The sequence below is a fragment of the Serratia sp. PGPR-27 genome, from assembly GCF_022678525.1.
GTDB lineage: Bacteria > Pseudomonadota > Gammaproteobacteria > Enterobacterales > Enterobacteriaceae > Serratia > Serratia nematodiphila.
This window is the reverse complement of the sequence record NZ_JALBYS010000009.1, coordinates 1-20,503: the sequence shown is the minus strand read 5'-3', so window position 1 is coordinate 20,503 and position 20,503 is coordinate 1. Positions and strand designations below refer to the sequence as shown.

The following is a 20,503-nucleotide window of genomic DNA, read 5'->3' as shown; positions in this document are numbered from 1 at the left end:
TGCGGCATAGCCAGATAAAAACAGCCGATGATCGAGTATACTCAGCCCGGTTCGAGGGGGCGGGTGAGAGTCAGCCCCCTTTTTGTTTCAGCCCGATTTTACGGAGAGCAGGTTTGCGGGTCAGGCGTTCGTTAACGATTAAGCAGATGGCGACGGTGTCCGGCGTGGCGCTGGTCACGATCTGCATTTTTATCGTGATCCAGTTATTCCACTTTGTGCAGCAGCGCAGGGATGACTACGCCCAGCAACTGGAGAATATCGCTCATTCCGTGCGCCAGCCGCTGGCGGAAGCGGTGCTGCGCATGGACGTGCCGGAAGCCAAAAAGATGCTGAACACGCTGTTGCCGGTCGGCATTCTCAGCCGGGCGGATATCGTGTTGCCGAACGAGTTTCAGGCGCTGCACGCCAATTTCCCGCCGGAGCGGCCGGTGCCGACGCTGATCGCCCGGCTGTTTGAACTGCCTATCCAAATTTCCGTGCCGCTCTATTCGCTGGAGCGGGTGCCCGCCAACCAGCAGCCGCTGGCCTATCTGGTGCTGCAGGCCGATTCGTTCCGCATGTACCAGTTTATTCTCAGCATTTTGTCGACCATGCTGTCGACCTACCTGCTGCTGGCGCTGATCCTGTCGGTGGCCATCACCTGGTGCATGAACCGGCTGATGGTGCATCCGCTGCGCGCGATGGCCAAAGAGCTGGAGAACATCTCGCAGGACGAAGCGCCCTATCACCAGCTGATGCTGCCGGCGCTGCACCAGGACGACGAGCTCGGCCTGCTGGTGCGCAATTACAACCGCAATCAACAGACGCTGGCCAAGGCGCATGCCGATATGAGCCGCCTGAGCACCCGCCACCCGGTGACCGAACTGCCGAATCCTGCATTGCTGAACGCGTTGCTGGAACAGCATATCGCCTCCAGTCTGCGCCCTGAGCGTTTTAACCTGCTGGTGATCGGCATCGAGACGCTGCATGAAGCGTCTGGCGTGATGAGCCCGGCGATGCGTGAAGCGCTGCTGCTGGCGCTGGCGAAGAAGCTGCGCGGCTGCATCGACGAAAACGGCGTGCTGGCGCAGCTGAGCAATACCGAATTCGCCATTCTGGCCAAGGGCATTGAGCGGCCGTTCCACGCCATGCAGCTGGCGCGGCGCATCATGGCGGAGATCAATGCGCCGTTGACGCTGGAAGGTCTGGCGCTGCGGCCCAACGCCAGCATCGGCATCGCGCACTACCTCAATCAGGGGGAGAGCGCGGAACAGCTGCTGCGCAGCGCCACCTCGGCAATGATGTCCGCGCACCGCGAAGGAAAAAATCAGATCCTGTTCTTCGAACCCAGCCTGACGGAACGCACGCAGAAGCGGCTGACGCAGGAGAGCGAGATCCTGCACGGCATCGAGCAGCGGCATTTCACGCTGTTCCTGCAGCCGCAGATCGACATGCAGTCCAACGAGGTGATCGGCGCCGAAGCGCTGCTGCGTTGGCAACAGTATGACGGCAGCTATACCCTGCCGGCCGACGTTATCCCGCTCGCGGAAGAGCTGGGCGTGATCGTGCCTCTCGGCAACTGGGTGCTGGAAGAGTCTTGCCGTATCCTGGCGGACTGGCAGCAACGCGGCATTGCGCTGCCGCTGGCGGTTAACGTTTCCGGTATTCAGATGCAGGATGAAGCGTTCGTCCCGCATCTGAAAAACCTGCTGGCGCAGTATCGGATCGATCCGCGCAAGCTGCTGCTGGAGATCACCGAGACGGTACGCATCGACGATCTCGATCGCGCCCTGGCGCTGCTGCGCGAGTTGCACGACCTGGGGCTGTCGATCGCGCTGGACGACTTCGGCATGGGCTACTCCAGCCTGGAGTACCTCAACCGCTTGAAATCCCTGCCGATCGATTTGATTAAGATCGACCGCAGTTTCATTCAGGGGCTGCCGGGCGACGATGCGATGGTGCGCATCGTCAGTTCGATCTCCGAAGTGCTGGCGTTGCCGGTGATGGCCGAAGGCGTGGAAAACGCCGAACAGCGCGACTGGCTGCTGCAGCACGGCATTCGCAGTGGGCAAGGATTCCTGTTCGCTCGGCCGCTGCCGCGCGAAGCGTTCGAAGCCGAGTTTTGCCGCGCGGCGCCGTGAGCGTCGCGATACCTTTCCGGTACTTTTCCTCGTCCGAAAATCGCCATTCTTTATCTACCTCTTTTGCGTTAGTGCAAACAAAGGCTTACGCAATTTTCAGCTTTGCACCCCGACTGACGCGTTTCAGCTCTTAAATTCACATCAACCCCACACGGTGGGTGCAACAAATTATTTCCATGTTGTTAAGTGGGTGTTATTTTCCGCGCAAGCGATGAACAGGCTGGATTTTTAGACTGCTGCCTGGTGCGTGTCTTCCCCCCATAGGATGTTCATATGAAAACAACGATCTTTAAGAGCCTCTATTTTCAGGTGCTGACGGCGATCACGCTGGGTATCCTGCTTGGCCATTTCTACCCTGACCTTGGCGCCGAGATGAAACCTCTGGGCGATGGCTTCGTCAAACTGATCAAGATGATCATCGCGCCGGTGATCTTCTGCACCGTGGTGACCGGCATCGCCGGCATGGAAAGCATGAAGGCGGTGGGGCGCACCGGCGCCATCGCGCTGCTGTATTTTGAAATCGTCAGCACCATTGCGCTGATTATCGGCCTGGTGATCGTCAACCTGGTGCAACCGGGCGCCGGCATGAACGTCGATCCCGGCACGCTGGACGCCAAAGCGGTGGCGATCTACGCCGAGCAGGCGCAGCAGCAGGGCATCATTCCGTTCCTGCTGGACATCATCCCCGGCAGCGTGATCGGCGCGTTCGCCAGCGGCAACATTCTTCAGGTGCTGCTGTTCGCGGTACTGTTCGGCTTCGCCCTGCATCGTCTGGGCGACAAAGGGCAGCTGATCTACAACGTGATCGACAGCTTCTCGCGGGTGATTTTCGGCATCATCAACATGATCATGCGCCTGGCGCCGCTGGGGGCCTTCGGCGCCATGGCGTTTACCATCGGTAAATACGGCGTCGGCACGCTGGTGCAACTCGGCCAGCTGATAGTGTGCTTCTATATCACCTGCATCCTGTTCGTGGTGGTGGTGTTGGGCAGCATCGCCCGCGCCAACGGCTTCAGCATCTTCAAATTCGTCAACTACATCAAAGAAGAGCTGCTGATCGTGCTGGGAACCTCGTCGTCCGAATCCGCGCTGCCGCGCATGCTGGATAAAATGGAGAAGTTGGGCTGCAAGAAATCGGTGGTGGGTCTGGTGATCCCGACCGGATACTCCTTCAACCTGGATGGCACCTCTATCTACCTGACCATGGCTGCGGTGTTTATCGCTCAGGCGACCAACACCCACATGGATATCATGCATCAGATTACCCTGCTGGTGGTGTTGCTGCTCTCCTCCAAAGGGGCGGCGGGCGTGACCGGCAGCGGCTTTATCGTTTTGGCCGCCACCATCTCCGCCGTAGGCCACCTGCCGCTGGCCGGCCTGGCGCTGATCCTCGGCATCGACCGCTTTATGTCGGAAGCCCGCGCGCTGACCAACCTGGTGGGCAATGGCGTGGCGACCGTGGTCGTGGCCAAATGGTGTAATCAGCTGGATGAGAAACAGCTGAAAGACACCCTGAACAACAAAAATACCGGCGCGGACAAAACGCTGCCTTCCGCCTGATTTCGGCGGTAAATCACCGGCCGCAGCCGCGGCCGGTGAGCTTCTTCCCCTGCCTCGTAACGATTTTTTGCATTAAAAACCCCGCAATCTATTATTTTTCACTCTAATGAGTGACATCCGCAAAGGCGCGCGGTCTAACACGATGGTACACTTTCTGCTTTCCGCCCCACTGTGAAACTCAGGGCGTATTTTTATGATTCCATTGAATGGAATACACGCATTTGCATAAGAAATTGGATAGTCATTAAGTAGGGGTTCACATGCAGGGCACCAGAATTCATCTTATAGTTGGTGGGCTGCTACTGGCGGCAGCCAGTAGCAGCGTGCAGGCTGAAGCACTACAACCCGATCCTGCCTGGCAGCAGGGGGCGCTGGCCAACGGGTTTTCATGGCAGATTCTCGATACGCCGCAGCGGCCAAGCGACCGCGTGGAACTGCGGCTGATCGTCAATACCGGCTCTCTGGTGGAGTCTTCGCAGCAGACCGGTTTCGCCCATCTGCTGCCGCGGCTGGCGTTGGCGCGCAGCGAAAGCTTTACCGCGCCGCAGCTGCGCGCCCTGTGGCAACAGAGCGTGGATAACGAGCGGCCGCTGCCGCCGGCGATCATCTCGTATGATTTCACCATGTATAACCTCAGCCTGCCGAACAACCGGCCCGACCTGCTGAAAGAAGCGCTGGCCTGGCTGGCGGACACCACCGGCAAACTGGCGATCGACGAGCATACGGTGCACGCGGTGATGAATTCCAGCATCAATCCGGTCGGCACTTTCCCGCCCAATACCCAAGATGCCTGGTGGCGTTACCGCCTGAAAGGCTCGACGCTGCTGGCGCACGATCCGGCGCAGCCGGCGAAACGGCCGGTCAACCTCGAGCAGCTGAAGAAATTCTATCAGCAGTGGTATACCCCGGACGCCATGACGCTGTTCGTGGTCGGCAAGGTCGACAGCCGCAGCCTGGGCGAGCAGATCAACAAGGCGTTCTCGCCGCTGCAGGGTAAACGTGAAACCCCGGCCCCGATGCCGACCCTGACGCCGCTGCCGCAGCAGCCGGTGAGCCTGATCAGCGAGCAGGTGAAACAGGATACGCTGTCGATCATGTGGGATTCGCCGTGGCACCCGATTCGCGATTCGCAGAGCCTGCTCCGTTACTGGCGTGGCGATCTCGCCCGCGAGGCGCTGTTCTGGCATCTTCAGCAGACGCTGGAAAAAAGCGACCAGAAGAGCCTGCATCTGGGCTTTGACTGCCGCGTGCAGTACCAGCGTGGGCAGTGCGCCATCCATCTGGATACGCCGAACAACAATCTGAACGGCAGCCTGGGCTTTATCGCCCGCGAGCTGGCCAACGTGCGTGATAACGGTCTGTCGAAAGAGGAATTCGATGCGCTGCTGGCGCAGAAAAACGATCAGCTGAGCAAGCTGTTCGCCACCTACGCCCGCACCGACACCGATGTGCTGATGAGCCAGCGCCTGCGTTCGCAGCAGAGCGGGGTGGTGGATATCGCGCCAGAGCTGTATCAGAAATTGCGCCAGGAATTCCTGGCCAGCCTGACGCTGGAGACGCTGAATCAGGCGCTGAAGCTGCAGCTGTCTCAGGAGGCGACCCTGGTGCTGATGCAGCCGAAGGGCGAGCCGGAAATGAGCATGAAGCAGCTGCAGGAAACCTATGACGGCATCATGATGCCGGCGCCGGCGGTGGTGACGGAAGAAGCCAAACCGGCCGACACCGCGGTGGCTGCGCCGGCGACGGACGCCGGCGCGCAGTAATTCGCAGCAGGGGGCGCAGGCCCCCTCAGTTGCGGTACAGCACCTTGATGATGTGGTAACCGAACTGGGTTTTGACCGGGCCGTAAGGTTTGAGCAGCGGTATGCTGAACACCGCTTTATCGAACGCCGGCACCATCGCGCCCTTGTTGAATTCGCCCAGCGAGCCGCCGTTGCGTTTTGACGGGCAGCTCGAATATTTGCGTGCCAGCGTGTCGAAGCTGACGCCGCGCTTCAGCTTGGCCAGCAGCTCGTTGGCCAGCTTTTCATTGTCTACCAGAATGTGCAGGGCGCACGCCGTTTTTGCCATGGTATTGCCTTTGTCGATGCGAAAATTGCGCTGATTATACCCGCTAAATCTCATCGGCGCTTTCTGCTACAATTCCCTTCCACGTTTTACAGTTGAGCAAGCCAGCACCATGCGATTAAACCCCAGCCAACAACAAGCCGTCGAATTCGTTACCGGGCCCTGCCTGGTGTTGGCCGGCGCCGGTTCCGGCAAGACGCGCGTTATCACCAACAAGATAGCCCACCTGATCCACCACTGCGGCTATCAGGCGCGGCACATCGCCGCCGTGACCTTTACCAACAAGGCCGCACGCGAGATGAAAGAGCGCGTGTCGCAAACCCTGGGGCGCAAAGAGGCGCGCGGGCTGATGATTTCCACCTTCCATACCCTGGGGCTGGAGATCATCAAGCGGGAATACGTGGCGTTGGGGATGAAGTCCAACTTCTCGCTGTTCGACGATCAGGATCAGCTGGCGCTGTTGAAAGAGCTGACCGAAAAGTGGCTGGAAAGCGACAAAACGCTGGTGGCGCAGCTGATTTCGACCATCTCCAACTGGAAAAACGACCTGATCGATCCCCAGCGGGCGGCAGAGTTGGCGCGCTCGGAACGCGACAAGCTGTTCGCCCACTGCTACGGTCTTTACCACGCCCATATGCGGGCGTGCAATGTGCTGGACTTCGATGACCTGATCCTGCTGCCGACGCTGCTGTTGCAACGCAACGAAGAGGTGCGCGAACGCTGGCAGCAGCGCATCCGCTATCTGCTGGTGGATGAGTATCAGGATACCAACACCAGCCAATACGAGCTGGTGAAGCTGCTGGTGGGCAACCGCGCGCGCTTTACCGTGGTGGGCGACGACGACCAGTCGATCTACTCCTGGCGCGGCGCGCGGCCGCAGAACCTGGTGTTGCTGAAGGAAGATTTCCCGGCGCTGCAGGTGATCAAGCTGGAGCAAAACTACCGTTCCAGCGAGCGCATTTTGAAGGCGGCCAACATTCTGATCGCCAATAACCCACACGTGTTTGAAAAGCGGCTGTTTTCTGAGCTGGGGTATGGCGAAGAGCTGAAGGTAGTGACCGCCAACAATGAGGATCACGAAGCCGAGCGGGTGGTAGGGGAGCTTATCGCCCACCACTTCGTGAAAAAGACCAATTACGGCGACTATGCGATCCTGTACCGTGGCAATCACCAGTCGCGGGTGTTTGAAAAGATGCTGATGCAGAACCGTATCCCGTACAAGATTTCCGGCGGCACCTCGTTCTTCTCGCGCCCCGAGATCAAGGATCTGCTGGCTTACCTGCGCGTGCTGACCAACCCGGAAGACGACAGCGCCTTTCTGCGCATCGTCAATACCCCCAAGCGCGAGATCGGCCCGGCAACGCTGCAGAAGCTTGGCGAGTGGGCCAACCAGCGCAACAAAAGTTTGTTCCATGCCAGCTTCGATCTGGGGCTGAGCCAGCACTTGACCGGACGCGGGCTGGAATCGCTGCAGCGCTTCACCCATTGGCTGGGCGGCATCGCCCAGCAGGCGGAACGTGAGCCGGTGGCGGCGGTGCGCGATCTGATCCGCGGCGTGGATTATGAGAGCTGGCTGTTTGAAACCTCGACCAGCCCGAAGGCCGCCGAAATGCGGATGAAAAACGTCAACACGCTGTTCGGTTGGATGACGGAAATGCTGGAAGGCAACGATCTGGACGAGCCGATGACGCTGACCCAGGTCGTGACGCGCTTCACCCTGCGTGACATGATGGAACGCGGCGAAAGTGAAGAGGAGCTGGATCAGGTGCAGCTGATGACGCTGCACGCCTCAAAGGGACTGGAGTTCCCTTACGTGTTCCTGGTGGGCATGGAAGAGGGGCTGCTGCCGCACCAGAGCAGCATCGACGAAGACAATGTCGATGAAGAGCGGCGTCTGGCCTATGTAGGGATCACCCGCGCGCAAAAAGAGCTGATTTTCACCCTGTGCCGCGAGCGCCGTCAGTACGGCGAGCTGGTGCGGCCGGAGCCGAGCCGGTTCCTGCTGGAGCTGCCGCAGGACGATTTGGCGTGGGAAACCGAACGCAAAGTGGTGAGCCCGCAGGAGCGGATGCAGAAGGGGCAGAGCCATCTGGCCAATATCCGCGCCCAGCTGGCCAAGGCCAAAGGCGGGAATTAAAAAAGAAAGGGCGCGATTCGCGCCCTGGTCATGTCAACGTTGTTCTTCCAACCGCAGCGTCCAGTGGACGTAGCTCTGCCAGTGGCTTTCCTGCTCCAGCGCCTCGGCGCGCAGCGGATGCTGTTCCAGCCAGCCCGGCGGCAAGATCACCGTCAGTTCATCGTCCTGATTGGCGCGTAACCGCACCGCCGGCAGCGTGTCGTCGCGGCGGCGGCTGGCGAAGATGATAGCCAGGCGCAAAATGCGGCACAGGCGCTGCGCAGTGCGCGGCGGCAGGGCGTTTTGCTGGTTCAACAGCGACAGGTCGAGGGTGTTGCTCTGATTTTGCAGCAGGGTGGCCAGCAGTTTTTTCTGCGCCGGGGTAAAGCCGGGTAAGTCCAGGTGGCGGATCAGGTAGGCGGCGTGTTGCGGCGCCTGCTTGAAATCGACGCTGAGGCCGAGTTCGTGGATCAGGCTGGCGCTGTGCAACAGCTCGCGACATCGTGCATCCAGCTGCCACTCGTTGGCGACCTGCTGGGAGAAGTTGGCGGCGAGCTGGCTGACGCGTTCGGCCTGCTCGGTGTCGATCAGGTAGCGGCGCTGCAGGTTGCGGATGGTGCGGATGCGAATATCCTGCTCCACCGGCAGATGCAGCATGCCGTAAACCAGACCTTCACGCAGCGCCCCGCCGGCCAGCATCATGCTCTCGATGCCCAGCTCCTGGAAGATGGCCAACAGGATGGACAGGCCGCTCGGGAACACCAGCGCGCGCTCCAGCGTCAACCCTTCGATCTCCAGCTCTTCCAGCTTGCCGCACTGAATGGCGCGCTGTTTCAGCTGGCGCAGTTTGGGCAGGGTGATGCGCTCATCCATGCCCTGCGCCACCATGATCTCCTGCAGCGCTTGCACGGTGCCGGAAGCGCCGACGCAGATCTGCCAACCTTGCTGGCGCAATTGCGGTGCGATCGGCCGCACCATGTCGCGCGCGGCCTGTTCGGCGCGCTCGAAGTTTTCTTGCCCGAGGTTGCGATCGCTGAAGTAGCGTTCCAGCCAGGTGACGCAGCCCATCGACAGGCTATACAGCTGCGTTGCCTGTGCGCCGCTGCCGGTGACCAGTTCGGTGCTGCCGCCGCCGATGTCGACGACCAGCCGACGATCCGGCCCGCCGGTGGTGTGCGCGACGCCGTGATAGATCAGCCGTGCCTCTTCTTCGCCGCTGATCACCTGTACCGGGCAGCCGAGGATTTGCTCGGCTGCCTGCAGGAACTCATCGGCGTTGGACGCCAGACGCAGCGTGGCGGTGGCAACGACGCGGATCTGCTCGCGCGGGATGTCCTGCAGGCGTTCGGAGAACAGCCGCAGGCACTGCCAGCCGCGTTGCATGGCCTCATGCGACAGGTGATTGTTCTGATCCAGCCCGGCCGCCAGGCGCACTTTGCGCTTGATCCGCGCCAGAGTCTGAATGCTGCCGGCCACCTCGCGCACTACCAACATGTGGAAGCTGTTGGAGCCGAGATCGATGGCAGCATAAAGCGTGCTGGAGCTGAGCATGGCGATCAGCTCGAACGTTTACGGTTGTTGCGCGGCGCGCCGCCGCGACGTGGCGCGGAGTTGCGACGTGGGCCGTTGCCGCCGCGCGGACGCGACAGGCGCTTCGGCGCCGGCAAATCGGTCAGCAGCGCATCGCTGTTGTACTTGCTCACCGGAATGCTGTGGTCGATATAGGTCTCGATCGCCGGCAGGTTGAGCGCGTACTCTTCACACGCCAGGCTGATGGAGTGGCCGCTGGCGCCTGCTCGGCCGGTACGGCCGATGCGGTGCACGTAGTCTTCGCAGTCGTCAGGCAGATCGTAGTTGAAGACGTGCGTGACGGAAGGGATGTGCAGACCGCGCGCGGCGACGTCGGTGGCGACCAGAATATCGAGATTGCCTTTGGTGAAGTCGTCGAGGATGCGCAGGCGTTTTTTCTGCGCCACGTCACCGGTCAGCAGGCCGACGCGGTGACCGTCGGCGGCCAGGTGGCCCCAGATGTCTTCGCAGCGGTGCTTGGTGTTGGCGAAGATGATGGCGCGATCCGGCCACTCTTCTTCGATCAGTGTCTGCAGCAGACGCATTTTTTCTTCGTTGGACGGGTAGAACAGCTCTTCTTTAATGCGGTGGCCGGTTTTCTGTTCCGGTTCCACTTCAACATATTCGGCGTTGTTCATCTGCTCGAAGGCCAGTTCGCGTACGCGATAGGACAGGGTAGCGGAGAACAGCATGTTCAGGCGTTGATCGGCCGCAGGCATGCGGCGGAACAGCCAACGGATGTCTTTGATAAAGCCAAGATCGTACATGCGATCGGCTTCATCCAGCACGACGACCTGCATCGCGCCGAGATCGACATAGTTCTGTTTGGTGTAATCGATTAAACGGCCGGTGGTGCCAATCAGAATGTCCACGCCGCTTTCCAGCACTTTCAGCTGTTTGTCGTAGCCGTCGCCGCCGTAGGCCAGGCCCAGTTTCAGGCCGGTGCTCTGGGAGAGCGCTTCCGCATCGGAGTGGATTTGCACCGCCAGTTCACGCGTAGGCGCCATGATCAAGGCGCGCGGCTGATTGGTCTGGCGATCCTGTTTCGCCGGGTGAGTCAGCAAATAGTGAAAAGTAGACGCCAAAAACGCCAGCGTCTTTCCGGTACCGGTTTGCGCCTGACCTGCAACGTCACGCCCGGAGAGCGTGAGCGGCAATGCTAACGCCTGGATGGGCGTGCAATTGTGAAACCCTTTTTTCTCAAGGGCTTCAAGGACTAACGGGTGCAGGGCGAAGTCGGAAAACTTCTGTTCGGTCAAGTGTGTTTTGCTCATAGTGTGGTAGAATATCAGCTAACTATTGCTTTACGAAAGCACATCCGTTGAAATAAACGCGGTGCAATAAAATCACCTTGAGTTGGTTAATGCTACACCAACAAGGTAGACATAATCCTGTGGAGTAGAACATGAGCGATAAAATTATTCACCTGACTGACAGCAGCTTCGAAGCTGACGTGCTGAAAGCGGAAGGGCCGATCCTGGTCGATTTCTGGGCTGAATGGTGTGGGCCGTGCAAGATGATTGCTCCGATTCTGGATGAGATTGCCGAAGAGTTCGAAGGCAAACTGACCATCACCAAGCTGAATATCGATCAGAACCCGGCTACCGCGCCTAAGTACGGTATCCGTGGCATCCCTACGCTGTTGCTGTTCAAGAACGGTGAAGTGGCCGCGACCAAGGTTGGCGCGTTGTCCAAAGGTCAGCTCAAAGATTTCCTGAACGCGAATCTGTAATCGGGCGGGAAGCCCAGTATCAGGCGCCTGGCGGTGATGTTCAATTCACCGCTAGACGCCTGCCAAGAAGCGTGTTAAGTTTAACCACACTGCATATAGAACTTGCCCGAAGTTTTAAATCTAAAGAGTTTGAATCTAAAGCTATACTCTGTGTCGAATCACTGGCGTTGAAAGTAAACTGAACTCAGCCCGTGTTTTGGCAATCAAACGGTTTTGCAAAAATCATTTTTAAGGTACCTTCGATCTTCAACCGTCAATGCGTGCGCCCGATGTAAGCCATTTCTTACCGCGACGGCTCTGCGCCCGGTGATCGAACGTCCAGTAAACAGGCACGCATTTCGCTGCCATACCATTCACGATACAAGTTCGAGACATACCCCGAGTTTAAGAACCCACCACTATGAATCTTACCGAATTAAAGAATACGCCGGTTTCTGAGCTGATTACTCTCGGCGAAAATATGGGGCTGGAAAACCTTGCCCGTATGCGCAAGCAGGACATTATCTTCTCCATTCTGAAGCAACATGCGAAAAGCGGAGAAGATATCTTCGGCGACGGCGTGCTCGAGATATTGCAGGATGGATTCGGTTTCCTCCGCTCTGGAGACAGTTCCTACCTCGCCGGTCCCGACGACATCTACGTATCCCCTAGCCAAATCCGCCGCTTCAACCTCCGCACTGGTGACACCATTTCCGGTAAGATTCGTCCGCCAAAAGAAGGCGAGCGCTATTTTGCCCTGTTGAAAGTCAACGAAGTCAACTACGACAAGCCGGAAAACGCCCGCAGCAAGATCCTGTTCGAGAACTTGACGCCGCTGCACGCCAATTCCCGTCTGCGGATGGAGCGCGGCAACGGCTCGACCGAAGACCTGACGGCGCGCGTACTGGATCTGGCGGCGCCTATTGGCCGCGGCCAGCGTGGCCTGATCGTGGCACCGCCGAAAGCCGGTAAAACCATGCTGCTGCAGAATATTGCGCAGAGCATTGCCTACAACCACCCAGACTGCGTGCTGATGGTGCTGCTGATCGACGAACGTCCGGAAGAAGTGACCGAGATGCAGCGCCTGGTGAAAGGCGAAGTGATCGCCTCGACCTTCGACGAGCCGGCTTCGCGTCACGTGCAAGTGGCCGAAATGGTGATCGAGAAGGCCAAGCGCCTGGTTGAGCACAAGAAAGACGTGATCATTCTGCTCGACTCCATCACCCGTCTGGCGCGTGCCTACAACACCGTGGTACCGGCCTCTGGCAAGGTGCTGACCGGTGGTGTGGACGCCAACGCCCTGCATCGTCCGAAGCGTTTCTTCGGTGCGGCGCGTAACGTGGAAGAGGGCGGCAGCCTGACCATCATCGCGACCGCGCTGGTTGATACCGGTTCGAAGATGGACGAAGTGATCTACGAAGAATTTAAAGGTACCGGCAACATGGAATTGCATCTGGCGCGTAAAATCGCCGAGAAACGCGTATTCCCTGCGATCGATTACAACCGCTCCGGTACCCGTAAAGAAGAGCTGCTCACCACTTCCGAAGAGCTGCAGAAAATGTGGATCCTGCGCAAAATCATTCACCCGATGGGTGAGATTGACGCGATGGAGTTCCTCATTAATAAGTTGGCGATGACCAAAACCAACGATGAATTCTTCGATATGATGAAACGCTCATAATTCGTTAAAAAATTCGCTGAACGCCACGCCTAGTCGTGGCGTTTTTCGCTTTTGGCGGATACGATAAGTAGCAGTAATGGAAAAGTAAGTTGTTTCCTCGACTTATTGAGAATTCATCTTGTTTGTCGGTCGGCCCGGTGCCGGTCGGCTTTGCTGCTGTCGTTTTGTCAGCCGATGCGAAGAAAATAGGCATGAATCACCGTTGTCATAGGAAATGACCGAAAGGTGGCGGGGGTCGATGGCACAAGCTATTGCCCGTGGTAAGCTGCCTTATCTTCTACAGAGATCTGTTAACTGTGAACTTACTCACTATGAGTACTGAAATTCTATTTGTTTTCCTGTTTTCTTTGGCTTTTCTCTTTGTTGCCCGCAAGGCGGCAAAACGTATTGGTCTGGTAGATAAACCCAATTATCGCAAACGCCATCAGGGGTTGATTCCGCTGGTCGGCGGTATTTCCGTTTATGCCGGGTTGTGCTTCGCGTTTTGGATTTCCGAACAACCTATCGCGCACGCCAAGCTTTATCTCACCTGCGCCGGCATTCTGGTGTTTGTGGGCGCGCTCGACGATCGTTTCGATATCAGCGTTAAAATCCGCGCCCTGGTGCAGGCGCTGGTCGGCATCGCCATGATGGTGTTCGCCGGTCTGTATCTGCGCAGCTTCGGCCATGTGCTGGGTGACTGGGAGATGCTGCTGGGGCCGTTCGGCTATCTGGTGACGCTGTTCGCGGTATGGGCGGCGATCAACGCCTTCAACATGGTCGACGGCATTGATGGCCTGCTGGGTGGGCTGTCGTGCGTTTCCTTCGGGGCGCTGGGCCTGCTGCTGTACCTGAGCGGCCATCATGAGCTGGCGTTCTGGTGCTTTGCGATGATCGCCACCATCGTTCCCTATATTTTGCTCAACCTCGGCATCCTCGGCCGCCGTTATAAGGTGTTTATGGGGGACGCCGGCAGCACCCTGATCGGCTTTACTGCCATTTGGCTGCTGCTGCAAAGCTCGCAGGGTAAGGCTCACTCGATCAACCCGGTGACCGCGCTGTGGATCATCGCTATTCCGCTGATGGACATGATAGCAATCATGTACCGTCGTTTACGCAAGGGGATGAGCCCCTTCTCTCCCGATCGTCAACATATTCACCACCTGATCATGCGCGCCGGCTTTACGCCGCGGCAGGCTTTCGTGTTGATCACCCTGGCGGCCGCATTGCTGGCGGCGGTGGGCGTGATCGGCGAACGCCTGACTTTTATCCCTGAGTGGGTTATGTTGGCATTATTTTTGCTTGCTTTCTTCCTGTACGGTTACTGCATCAAGCGCGCCTGGCGGGTTGCGCGGTACATTAAGCGTATCAAGCGCCGGCTGCGGCGTTCGAGCGATAACAAGCAAGTATCTTAACCAGAGGCTTTTTGGCTGTGATGAATCCAGAAACAACGTCTGACAAGCATACCCCGGCGGTGGATAACGAACTCGATATCCGCGGCCTGTGCTGCACCCTGTGGCGCGGCAAACCGTGGATTATCGGCATTGCGGTGCTGTTCGCGGCGGTCGCGCTGATCGTTTCTTACCTGGTTAAGCAAGAGTGGAGCGCGACCGCAATCACCGACAAACCCACGGTGAATGCGCTGGGTGGTTACTATTCCCAGCAGCAGTTCCTGCGCAATCTGGACGTGCGCACGCTGCCGGCGATGGCCGGCGATCAGCCGAGCATCGCGGATGAAGCGTACAATGAGTTCATCATGCAGCTGGCGGCTTACGACACGCGTCGCGATTTCTGGCTGCAGAGCGATTACTACAAACAGCGTCAGGAAGGGGATGCCCGCGCCGATGCGGCATTGCTCGACGAGTTGATCAATAACATCCTGTTCACGCCGCGCGACGACAAAAAAGTCCCGAACGACGGCGTGAAGCTGACGGCGGAAACCGCCGCAGACGCCAACCGCCTGCTGCGCCAATATGTGGCCTTCGCCAGCCACCGCGCTGCCCTGCATCTGAACGAAGAGATTCAGGGGGCGTGGGCCGCTCGCACTACTTCGATGAAGGCACAGGTCAAGCGCCAGGAAGCGGTGGCGGAGTCGGTTTACAAGCGCGAGCTGAACACCACGCAGCAGGCGTTGAAAATCGCCGAAAGCCAGGGGATCAGCCGCACGCAAACCGACACCCCGGCAGAACAGTTGCCGGATTCGGATCTGTTCCTGCTGGGCCGGCCAATGCTGCAGGCGCGTCTGGAAGGCCTGCAGGCCTCCGGCCCGACCTACGATCTGGATTACGATCAGAATCGCGCAATGTTGGCGACGCTGAACGTTGGCCCGACGTTGGATGAGAAGTTCCAGACCTATCGTTATTTGCGCACGCCGGAAGAGCCGGTAAAACGCGACAGCCCGCGCCGTGTATTCTGGCTGATTCTGTGGGGCGCGATGGGCGCTTTGGTTGGCGCGGGTGTTGCCCTGGCGCGTCGGCCGCGTAGTTAAAAAATAATATAATAATCTGATGCAGGGCGCGTGAGCGCCCCATTCGCAGGCGGGGCCTGCGATTAACCGACCAAAAGAGATTCGCTGTGAAAGTGTTGACTGTTTTCGGCACCAGACCTGAAGCCATTAAAATGGCACCGCTGGTACATGCACTGGCCCAGGATGAGGCCTTTGAAGCAAGAGTCTGCGTAACGGCACAGCATCGTGAGATGTTGGATCAGGTATTGCGGTTGTTCGAGATCACGCCGGATTACGACCTGAACATCATGAAACCCGGCCAGGGGCTAACGGAAATCACCTGTCGCATCCTGGAAGGGCTGAAAGGGGTGCTGGAAGACTTCAAACCGGACGTGGTGCTGGTGCACGGCGATACCACCACCACGCTGGCGACCAGTCTGGCAGCGTTCTATCAACGCATCCCCGTCGGGCATGTCGAGGCCGGGCTGCGTACCGGCAATCTGTATTCTCCCTGGCCGGAAGAGGCCAACCGAAAACTGACCGGCCATCTGGCGATGTACCACTTCGCGCCGACCGAGAACTCGCGCCAAAACCTGCTGCGCGAGCTGCTGCCGGACAACCGTATTTTTGTGACCGGCAATACGGTGATCGACGCGCTGTTCTGGGTGCGCGATCGCGTGATGAGCGATGCTGCGCTGCGCGCCAGCCTGGCGCAGCGTTACCCGTTCCTCGATGCCGACAAAAAACTGATTCTGGTCACCGGCCATCGCCGGGAAAGTTTTGGCGGCGGTTTTGAGCGGATTTGCAGTGCGCTGGCGGAGATCGCCCGCAGCCACCCGGAAGTGCAGGTGGTGTACCCGGTGCATCTCAATCCGAATGTCAGCGAGCCGGTGAATCGCATTTTGAAAGGCATCGACAACGTCATGCTGATCGAGCCGCAGGATTATTTGCCGTTTGTCTATTTGATGACCCACGCTTACATGATCCTGACCGACTCCGGCGGCATTCAGGAAGAGGCGCCCTCGTTAGGCAAGCCGGTGCTGGTGATGCGCGACACCACCGAGCGCCCGGAAGCGGTAGATGCGGGCACGGTGCGCCTGGTCGGCACCGATGTGGCCAAAATTGTTGAAGCGGTGACCCGGCTGTTGACGGACGAAAGCGAATATCACGCGATGAGCCGGGCGCATAACCCATACGGCGACGGGCATGCCTGTCAGCGTATCCTCGAAGCTTTAAAGAATCATCAGGTGACACTATGAGTTTTGACACTATTTCGGTTATCGGCCTGGGTTATATCGGCTTGCCAACGGCGGCGGCGTTTGCTTCCCGCAAGAAAAAAGTGGTGGGCGTAGATGTTAACCAACATGCGGTAGATACCATTAACCGCGGCGCGATCCATATCGTCGAGCCGGATCTGGACAAAGTGGTCAAGGACGCCGTCGACGGCGGTTTCCTGCGGGCGGTGACCAAACCGCTGGCGGCCGATGCGTTCCTGATCGCGGTACCTACGCCGTTCAAGGGCGATCACGAGCCGGATCTGGCTTATGTCGAAGCAGCGGCGAAATCGCTGGCGCCGGTGCTGAAAAAAGGCGATCTGGTGATCCTGGAGTCCACCTCGCCGGTGGGCGCCACTGAACAAATGGCGGACTGGTTGGCGCAGGCGCGCAGCGATCTCAGCTTCCCGCAGCAAGCGGGCGAAGCGGCGGACGTGAATATCGCCTACTGTCCGGAGCGCGTGTTGCCGGGGCAGGTGATGGTAGAGCTGATTCAAAACGACCGAGTGATCGGCGGCATGACGCCGAAGTGCTCGGAACGAGCCAGCGCGCTGTACAAGATTTTCCTCGAGGGGGAATGCGTAGTCACCAACTCACGCACTGCCGAGATGTGCAAGCTGACGGAAAACAGCTTCCGCGACGTGAATATCGCCTTTGCCAACGAACTGTCGTTGATTTGCGCCGAACAGGGGATCAACGTCTGGGAACTGATCCGCCTGGCGAACCGCCATCCGCGGGTGAATATTCTGCAGCCGGGGCCGGGCGTAGGCGGTCACTGCATCGCCGTCGATCCGTGGTTTATCGTGGCGCAAAACCCGCAGCAGGCGCGTTTGATTCACACCGCACGCCTGGTGAACGACGGCAAACCGCTGTGGGTGGTCGACCGGGTGAAAGCGGCGGTGGCCGATTGCCTGGCCGCCACCGACAAGCGCGCGTCCGAGGTGAAAATCGCCTGCTTCGGCCTGGCCTTCAAACCGAATATCGACGATTTGCGTGAAAGCCCGGCGGTGGAAGTGGCGCACCTGATCGCCGAATGGCACGTCGGCGAAACGCTGGCGGTGGAACCGAACGTCGAACAGTTGCCGAAGTCGCTGGCGGGCCATGTGACGTTGACGCCAATCGCTGAGGCGTTGCAGCAGGCCGATGTGATTGTGATGTTGGTCGATCACCAACAGTTCAAGGCCATCCGGCCGGAAGAGATCAAGCAAAGCTGGGTGGTGGATACCAAGGGAGTCTGGCGTTGAAGCGTATCTTAGTCACCGGCGGCGCCGGTTTCATTGGTTCCGCAGTGGTGCGGCACATCATCGAGGCCACCGGCGACAGCGTGGTGGTAGTGGATAAGCTGACCTATGCCGGTAACCTCGAGTCGCTGGCGGTGGTGGCCGACAGCGAGCGCTATGCTTTCGAGCAGGTCGACATCTGCGATCGTGCCGAGCTGGACCGGGTATTTGCACGCTATCAGCCGGACGTGGTGATGCACCTGGCGGCGGAAAGCCACGTCGATCGTTCTATCGACGGCCCGGCGGCGTTTATCGAGACCAACGTGGTTGGCACTTACACGATGCTGGAAGCGGCGCGCCATTACTGGCAGCCGTTGGCGGCGGAGAAGAAGCAGTCTTTCCGCTTCCATCATATCTCCACCGACGAAGTGTACGGCGACCTGCACGGCACCGACGATCTGTTCACCGAAACCACGCCGTATGCGCCGAGCAGTCCGTATTCCGCCTCCAAGGCATCGAGCGATCACCTGGTGCGTGCCTGGTTGCGCACCTACGGTTTGCCGACCCTCGTGACCAACTGTTCGAACAACTACGGCCCTTATCACTTCCCAGAGAAGTTGATTCCGTTGGTGATCCTGAATGCGGTAGCCGGCAAACCGCTGCCGGTATACGGCAACGGCGCGCAGGTGCGTGACTGGTTGTATGTTGAAGATCACGCGCGCGCGCTCTATCAGGTCGTGACCGAAGGCGTGGTAGGCGAAACTTACAATATTGGTGGCCATAACGAGCGCAAGAATATCGAAGTGGTGCAGACCATTTGCGATCTGCTGGAAGAATTGGCGCCAAATAAACCGCAGGGCGTGACGAACTACCGCGATCTGATCACTTACGTGAAGGATCGCCCAGGCCACGATATGCGTTACGCCATCGACGCCGGCAAAATCGATCGCGAGTTGGGCTGGCGGCCGCAGGAAACGTTTGAAAGCGGCATTCGCAAGACGGTCGCCTGGTATTTGGCTAACGAAACCTGGTGGCGCCGGGTGCAAGACGGTTCTTATGCCGGTGAGCGTTTGGGGTTGTCAGATTAATTTAACGCCGCGTCGCTTTGCGGCGGTGCGGCGGGTTTTGGAGTAAGTATGAAAGGTATTGTGCTGGCTGGCGGTTCCGGTACGCGTCTGCATCCGATCACGCGCGGCGTGTCCAAGCAACTGCTGCCGATTTATGACAAGCCGATGATCTATTACCCGCTGTCGGTACTGATGTTGGCGGGGATCCGCGACATTTTGATCATCTCCACGCCGGAAGATCTGCCTTCTTTCAAGCGTTTGTTGGGCAGCGGCGAAGCGTTTGGCATCAATCTCAGCTATGCCGAGCAGCCTAGCCCCGATGGCCTGGCTCAGGCATTTCTGATTGGCGAAGAATTCTTGGCCGGCGAGCCGAGCTGCCTGGTGTTGGGCGATAATATTTACTTTGGTCAGGGGTTCAGTCCCAAGCTGAGAAGCGTTGCGGCGCGCACCGCCGGTGCCACTGTATTTGGCTATCAGGTGATGGATCCCGAGCGTTTCGGCGTGGTGGAGTTTGACGACCACTTCCGCGCGCTGTCGATCGAAGAAAAGCCGGTTAAACCGAAGTCCAATTGGGCGGTGACCGGATTATATTTTTATGATGCTCAGGTGGTGGAGTTCGCCAAGCAGATCAAGCCGTCAGCTCGGGGAGAATTGGAGATCACCAGCATCAACCAGATGTATCTGGAGCGTGGCGAGCTGACCGTCGAGCTGCTGGGGCGCGGTTTTGCCTGGCTGGACACCGGGACTCACGACAGCCTGCTGGAAGCCAGTAGCTTCGTGCAGACGGTAGAGAAACGTCAGGGCTTTAAAATCGCCTGTCTTGAAGAGATCGCCTGGCGCAATGGCTGGCTGGATGATGAGGGCGTGAAACGCGCGGCTCAGACGCTGGCCAAAACAGGTTACGGCAAATACTTACTGGATTTATTGCATGCACGTCCACGCCAGTATTGAACCGCTGAATTGGGAGAGCGACTTCTTCCAATTGAAGAGCGCCAAGTTGCATTTCGACGACTCTGCGGCCCCCGTGAGCAACGCTGATTTGGATGCTTATGCGTTGGTGCAGGCTAAAATCCCCGCTTACCGATTGGAGTGGGCCGATGCACTGTCGGCGCTGGGCTTCCGGCTGGTCGAAGGCGAAGTGGATCTGGCCGTGAACATTGCAACTGGACGCGAGACGGTCGATACCGCTGCGGCCGGGGTGCGCATGGCCGTGCCCGAGGACATCCCGTCGTTGCGGGCTGCCGCCGGTGACGTGTTCGCCGCCAGCCGATTTCGCGCACCGTGGTACGAGCGCACCGATAGCGGGCGATTCTATGCGGCCTGGATCGAAAAAGCGGTGCTGGGCACCTTCGATCATCAATGCTTGCTGGTATTGGGTAACCAGGGGCAACCTGAAGGCTTTGTCAGCCTGCGCGACATTGGCGGCCAGGAAATGCGTATCGGCTTGCTGGCGGCCTACCCCGGCGCATCAGGCCGGGGCATTGGTTCCAGACTGATGGCGGCGGCGCTGGCCGAATGTCGGCGGCAGGGGATGCAACGCCTGCGGGTTGCGACCCAGGTAGGCAATATCGCCGCATTACGACTCTATCAACGACAGGGTGCCGTGATTGAAAGCACCGCGTACTGGTTATACAGAGGTAGACATGATTCCATTTAACGCTCCACCGGTTGTTGGCACTGAACTGGAATATAT

General features: G+C 58.7%; 16 protein-coding genes. 13 read left to right on the top strand and 3 right to left on the bottom strand.

Going from position 1 to position 20,503, the window contains the following annotated elements:
• Positions 1-113 precede the first annotated feature (113 nt).
• From hmsP to MMS95_RS07100, 3 genes are all read left to right on the top strand, one after another.
• Positions 114-2,120: a biofilm formation regulator HmsP gene (gene hmsP / locus MMS95_RS07110; protein ID WP_242141515.1), complete on the top strand. Its 2,007-nt coding sequence runs from the start codon at positions 114-116 to the stop codon at positions 2,118-2,120.
• A gap of 273 nt (positions 2,121-2,393) precedes the next feature.
• Positions 2,394-3,680 (top strand): dicarboxylate/amino acid:cation symporter, encoded by a 1,287-nt coding sequence (locus tag MMS95_RS07105; RefSeq protein ID WP_015376246.1) that lies wholly within the window; start codon positions 2,394-2,396, stop codon positions 3,678-3,680.
• Between the two features lie 260 nt (positions 3,681-3,940).
• Positions 3,941-5,443 carry a pitrilysin family protein gene (locus MMS95_RS07100; protein ID WP_031300297.1) on the top strand — a complete coding sequence of 501 codons (1,503 nt, stop codon included), beginning with the start codon at positions 3,941-3,943 and terminating at the stop codon, positions 5,441-5,443.
• A gap of 25 nt (positions 5,444-5,468) precedes the next feature.
• Here the strand turns inward: MMS95_RS07100 and ppiC are convergent, their stop codons facing one another.
• On the bottom strand, positions 5,469-5,750 hold the full coding sequence (gene ppiC / locus MMS95_RS07095; RefSeq protein WP_004934175.1) for a peptidylprolyl isomerase PpiC: 282 nt from the start codon (positions 5,748-5,750) through the stop codon (positions 5,469-5,471).
• Positions 5,751-5,859: 109 nt separating this feature from the next.
• Here ppiC and rep point away from each other — a divergent pair, with 109 nt between their 5' ends.
• Positions 5,860-7,884 carry a DNA helicase Rep gene (rep, locus tag MMS95_RS07090; RefSeq protein WP_004934177.1) on the top strand — a complete coding sequence of 675 codons (2,025 nt, stop codon included), beginning with the start codon at positions 5,860-5,862 and terminating at the stop codon, positions 7,882-7,884.
• Between the two features lie 33 nt (positions 7,885-7,917).
• On the opposite strand, the gene ppx is transcribed toward rep, so the two are convergent.
• The gene (gene ppx / locus MMS95_RS07085; protein ID WP_242141514.1) at positions 7,918-9,414 is read right to left on the bottom strand and encodes an exopolyphosphatase; all 1,497 of its coding nucleotides are present in this window, start codon (positions 9,412-9,414) and stop codon (positions 7,918-7,920) included.
• A 5-nt stretch (positions 9,415-9,419) separates the two neighbouring features.
• Positions 9,420-10,706 (bottom strand): ATP-dependent RNA helicase RhlB, encoded by a 1,287-nt coding sequence (gene rhlB, locus MMS95_RS07080; protein WP_015376249.1) that lies wholly within the window; start codon positions 10,704-10,706, stop codon positions 9,420-9,422.
• Between the two features lie 131 nt (positions 10,707-10,837).
• Between rhlB and trxA the strand changes: the two genes are divergently transcribed.
• The 9 genes from trxA (at position 10,838) to rffC (ending at position 20,467) form a co-directional block, all read left to right on the top strand.
• Complete coding sequence (gene trxA / locus MMS95_RS07075) at positions 10,838-11,164, top strand: thioredoxin TrxA (RefSeq protein ID WP_004934187.1); 327 nt, start codon at positions 10,838-10,840, stop codon at positions 11,162-11,164.
• Between the two features lie 400 nt (positions 11,165-11,564).
• Positions 11,565-12,824 carry a transcription termination factor Rho gene (gene rho, locus MMS95_RS07070; RefSeq protein ID WP_004934188.1) on the top strand — a complete coding sequence of 420 codons (1,260 nt, stop codon included), beginning with the start codon at positions 11,565-11,567 and terminating at the stop codon, positions 12,822-12,824.
• A gap of 296 nt (positions 12,825-13,120) precedes the next feature.
• The gene (gene wecA, locus MMS95_RS07065) at positions 13,121-14,218 is read left to right on the top strand and encodes a UDP-N-acetylglucosamine--undecaprenyl-phosphate N-acetylglucosaminephosphotransferase (protein ID WP_004934192.1); all 1,098 of its coding nucleotides are present in this window, start codon (positions 13,121-13,123) and stop codon (positions 14,216-14,218) included.
• Between the two features lie 20 nt (positions 14,219-14,238).
• On the top strand, positions 14,239-15,291 hold the full coding sequence (gene wzzE, locus MMS95_RS07060) for an ECA polysaccharide chain length modulation protein (protein ID WP_021505188.1): 1,053 nt from the start codon (positions 14,239-14,241) through the stop codon (positions 15,289-15,291).
• A gap of 86 nt (positions 15,292-15,377) precedes the next feature.
• Complete coding sequence (gene wecB, locus MMS95_RS07055; RefSeq protein ID WP_004934198.1) at positions 15,378-16,508, top strand: UDP-N-acetylglucosamine 2-epimerase (non-hydrolyzing); 1,131 nt, start codon at positions 15,378-15,380, stop codon at positions 16,506-16,508.
• Positions 16,505-17,767 (top strand): UDP-N-acetyl-D-mannosamine dehydrogenase, encoded by a 1,263-nt coding sequence (gene wecC / locus MMS95_RS07050; RefSeq protein WP_015376252.1) that lies wholly within the window; start codon positions 16,505-16,507, stop codon positions 17,765-17,767. The genes wecB and wecC overlap by 4 nt, the downstream gene beginning before the upstream one ends.
• Entirely contained in the window at positions 17,764-18,831 is a 1,068-nt protein-coding gene (gene rffG / locus MMS95_RS07045) for a dTDP-glucose 4,6-dehydratase (protein ID WP_015376253.1), read from the top strand. The genes wecC and rffG overlap by 4 nt, the downstream gene beginning before the upstream one ends.
• A 48-nt stretch (positions 18,832-18,879) precedes the next feature.
• Positions 18,880-19,761: a glucose-1-phosphate thymidylyltransferase RfbA gene (gene rfbA / locus MMS95_RS07040; protein ID WP_242141513.1), complete on the top strand. Its 882-nt coding sequence runs from the start codon at positions 18,880-18,882 to the stop codon at positions 19,759-19,761.
• Positions 19,739-20,467 (top strand): dTDP-4-amino-4,6-dideoxy-D-galactose acyltransferase, encoded by a 729-nt coding sequence (rffC, locus tag MMS95_RS07035; RefSeq protein WP_021505186.1) that lies wholly within the window; start codon positions 19,739-19,741, stop codon positions 20,465-20,467. The genes rfbA and rffC overlap by 23 nt, the downstream gene beginning before the upstream one ends.
• The last annotated feature ends 36 nt before the right edge of the window (positions 20,468-20,503 follow it).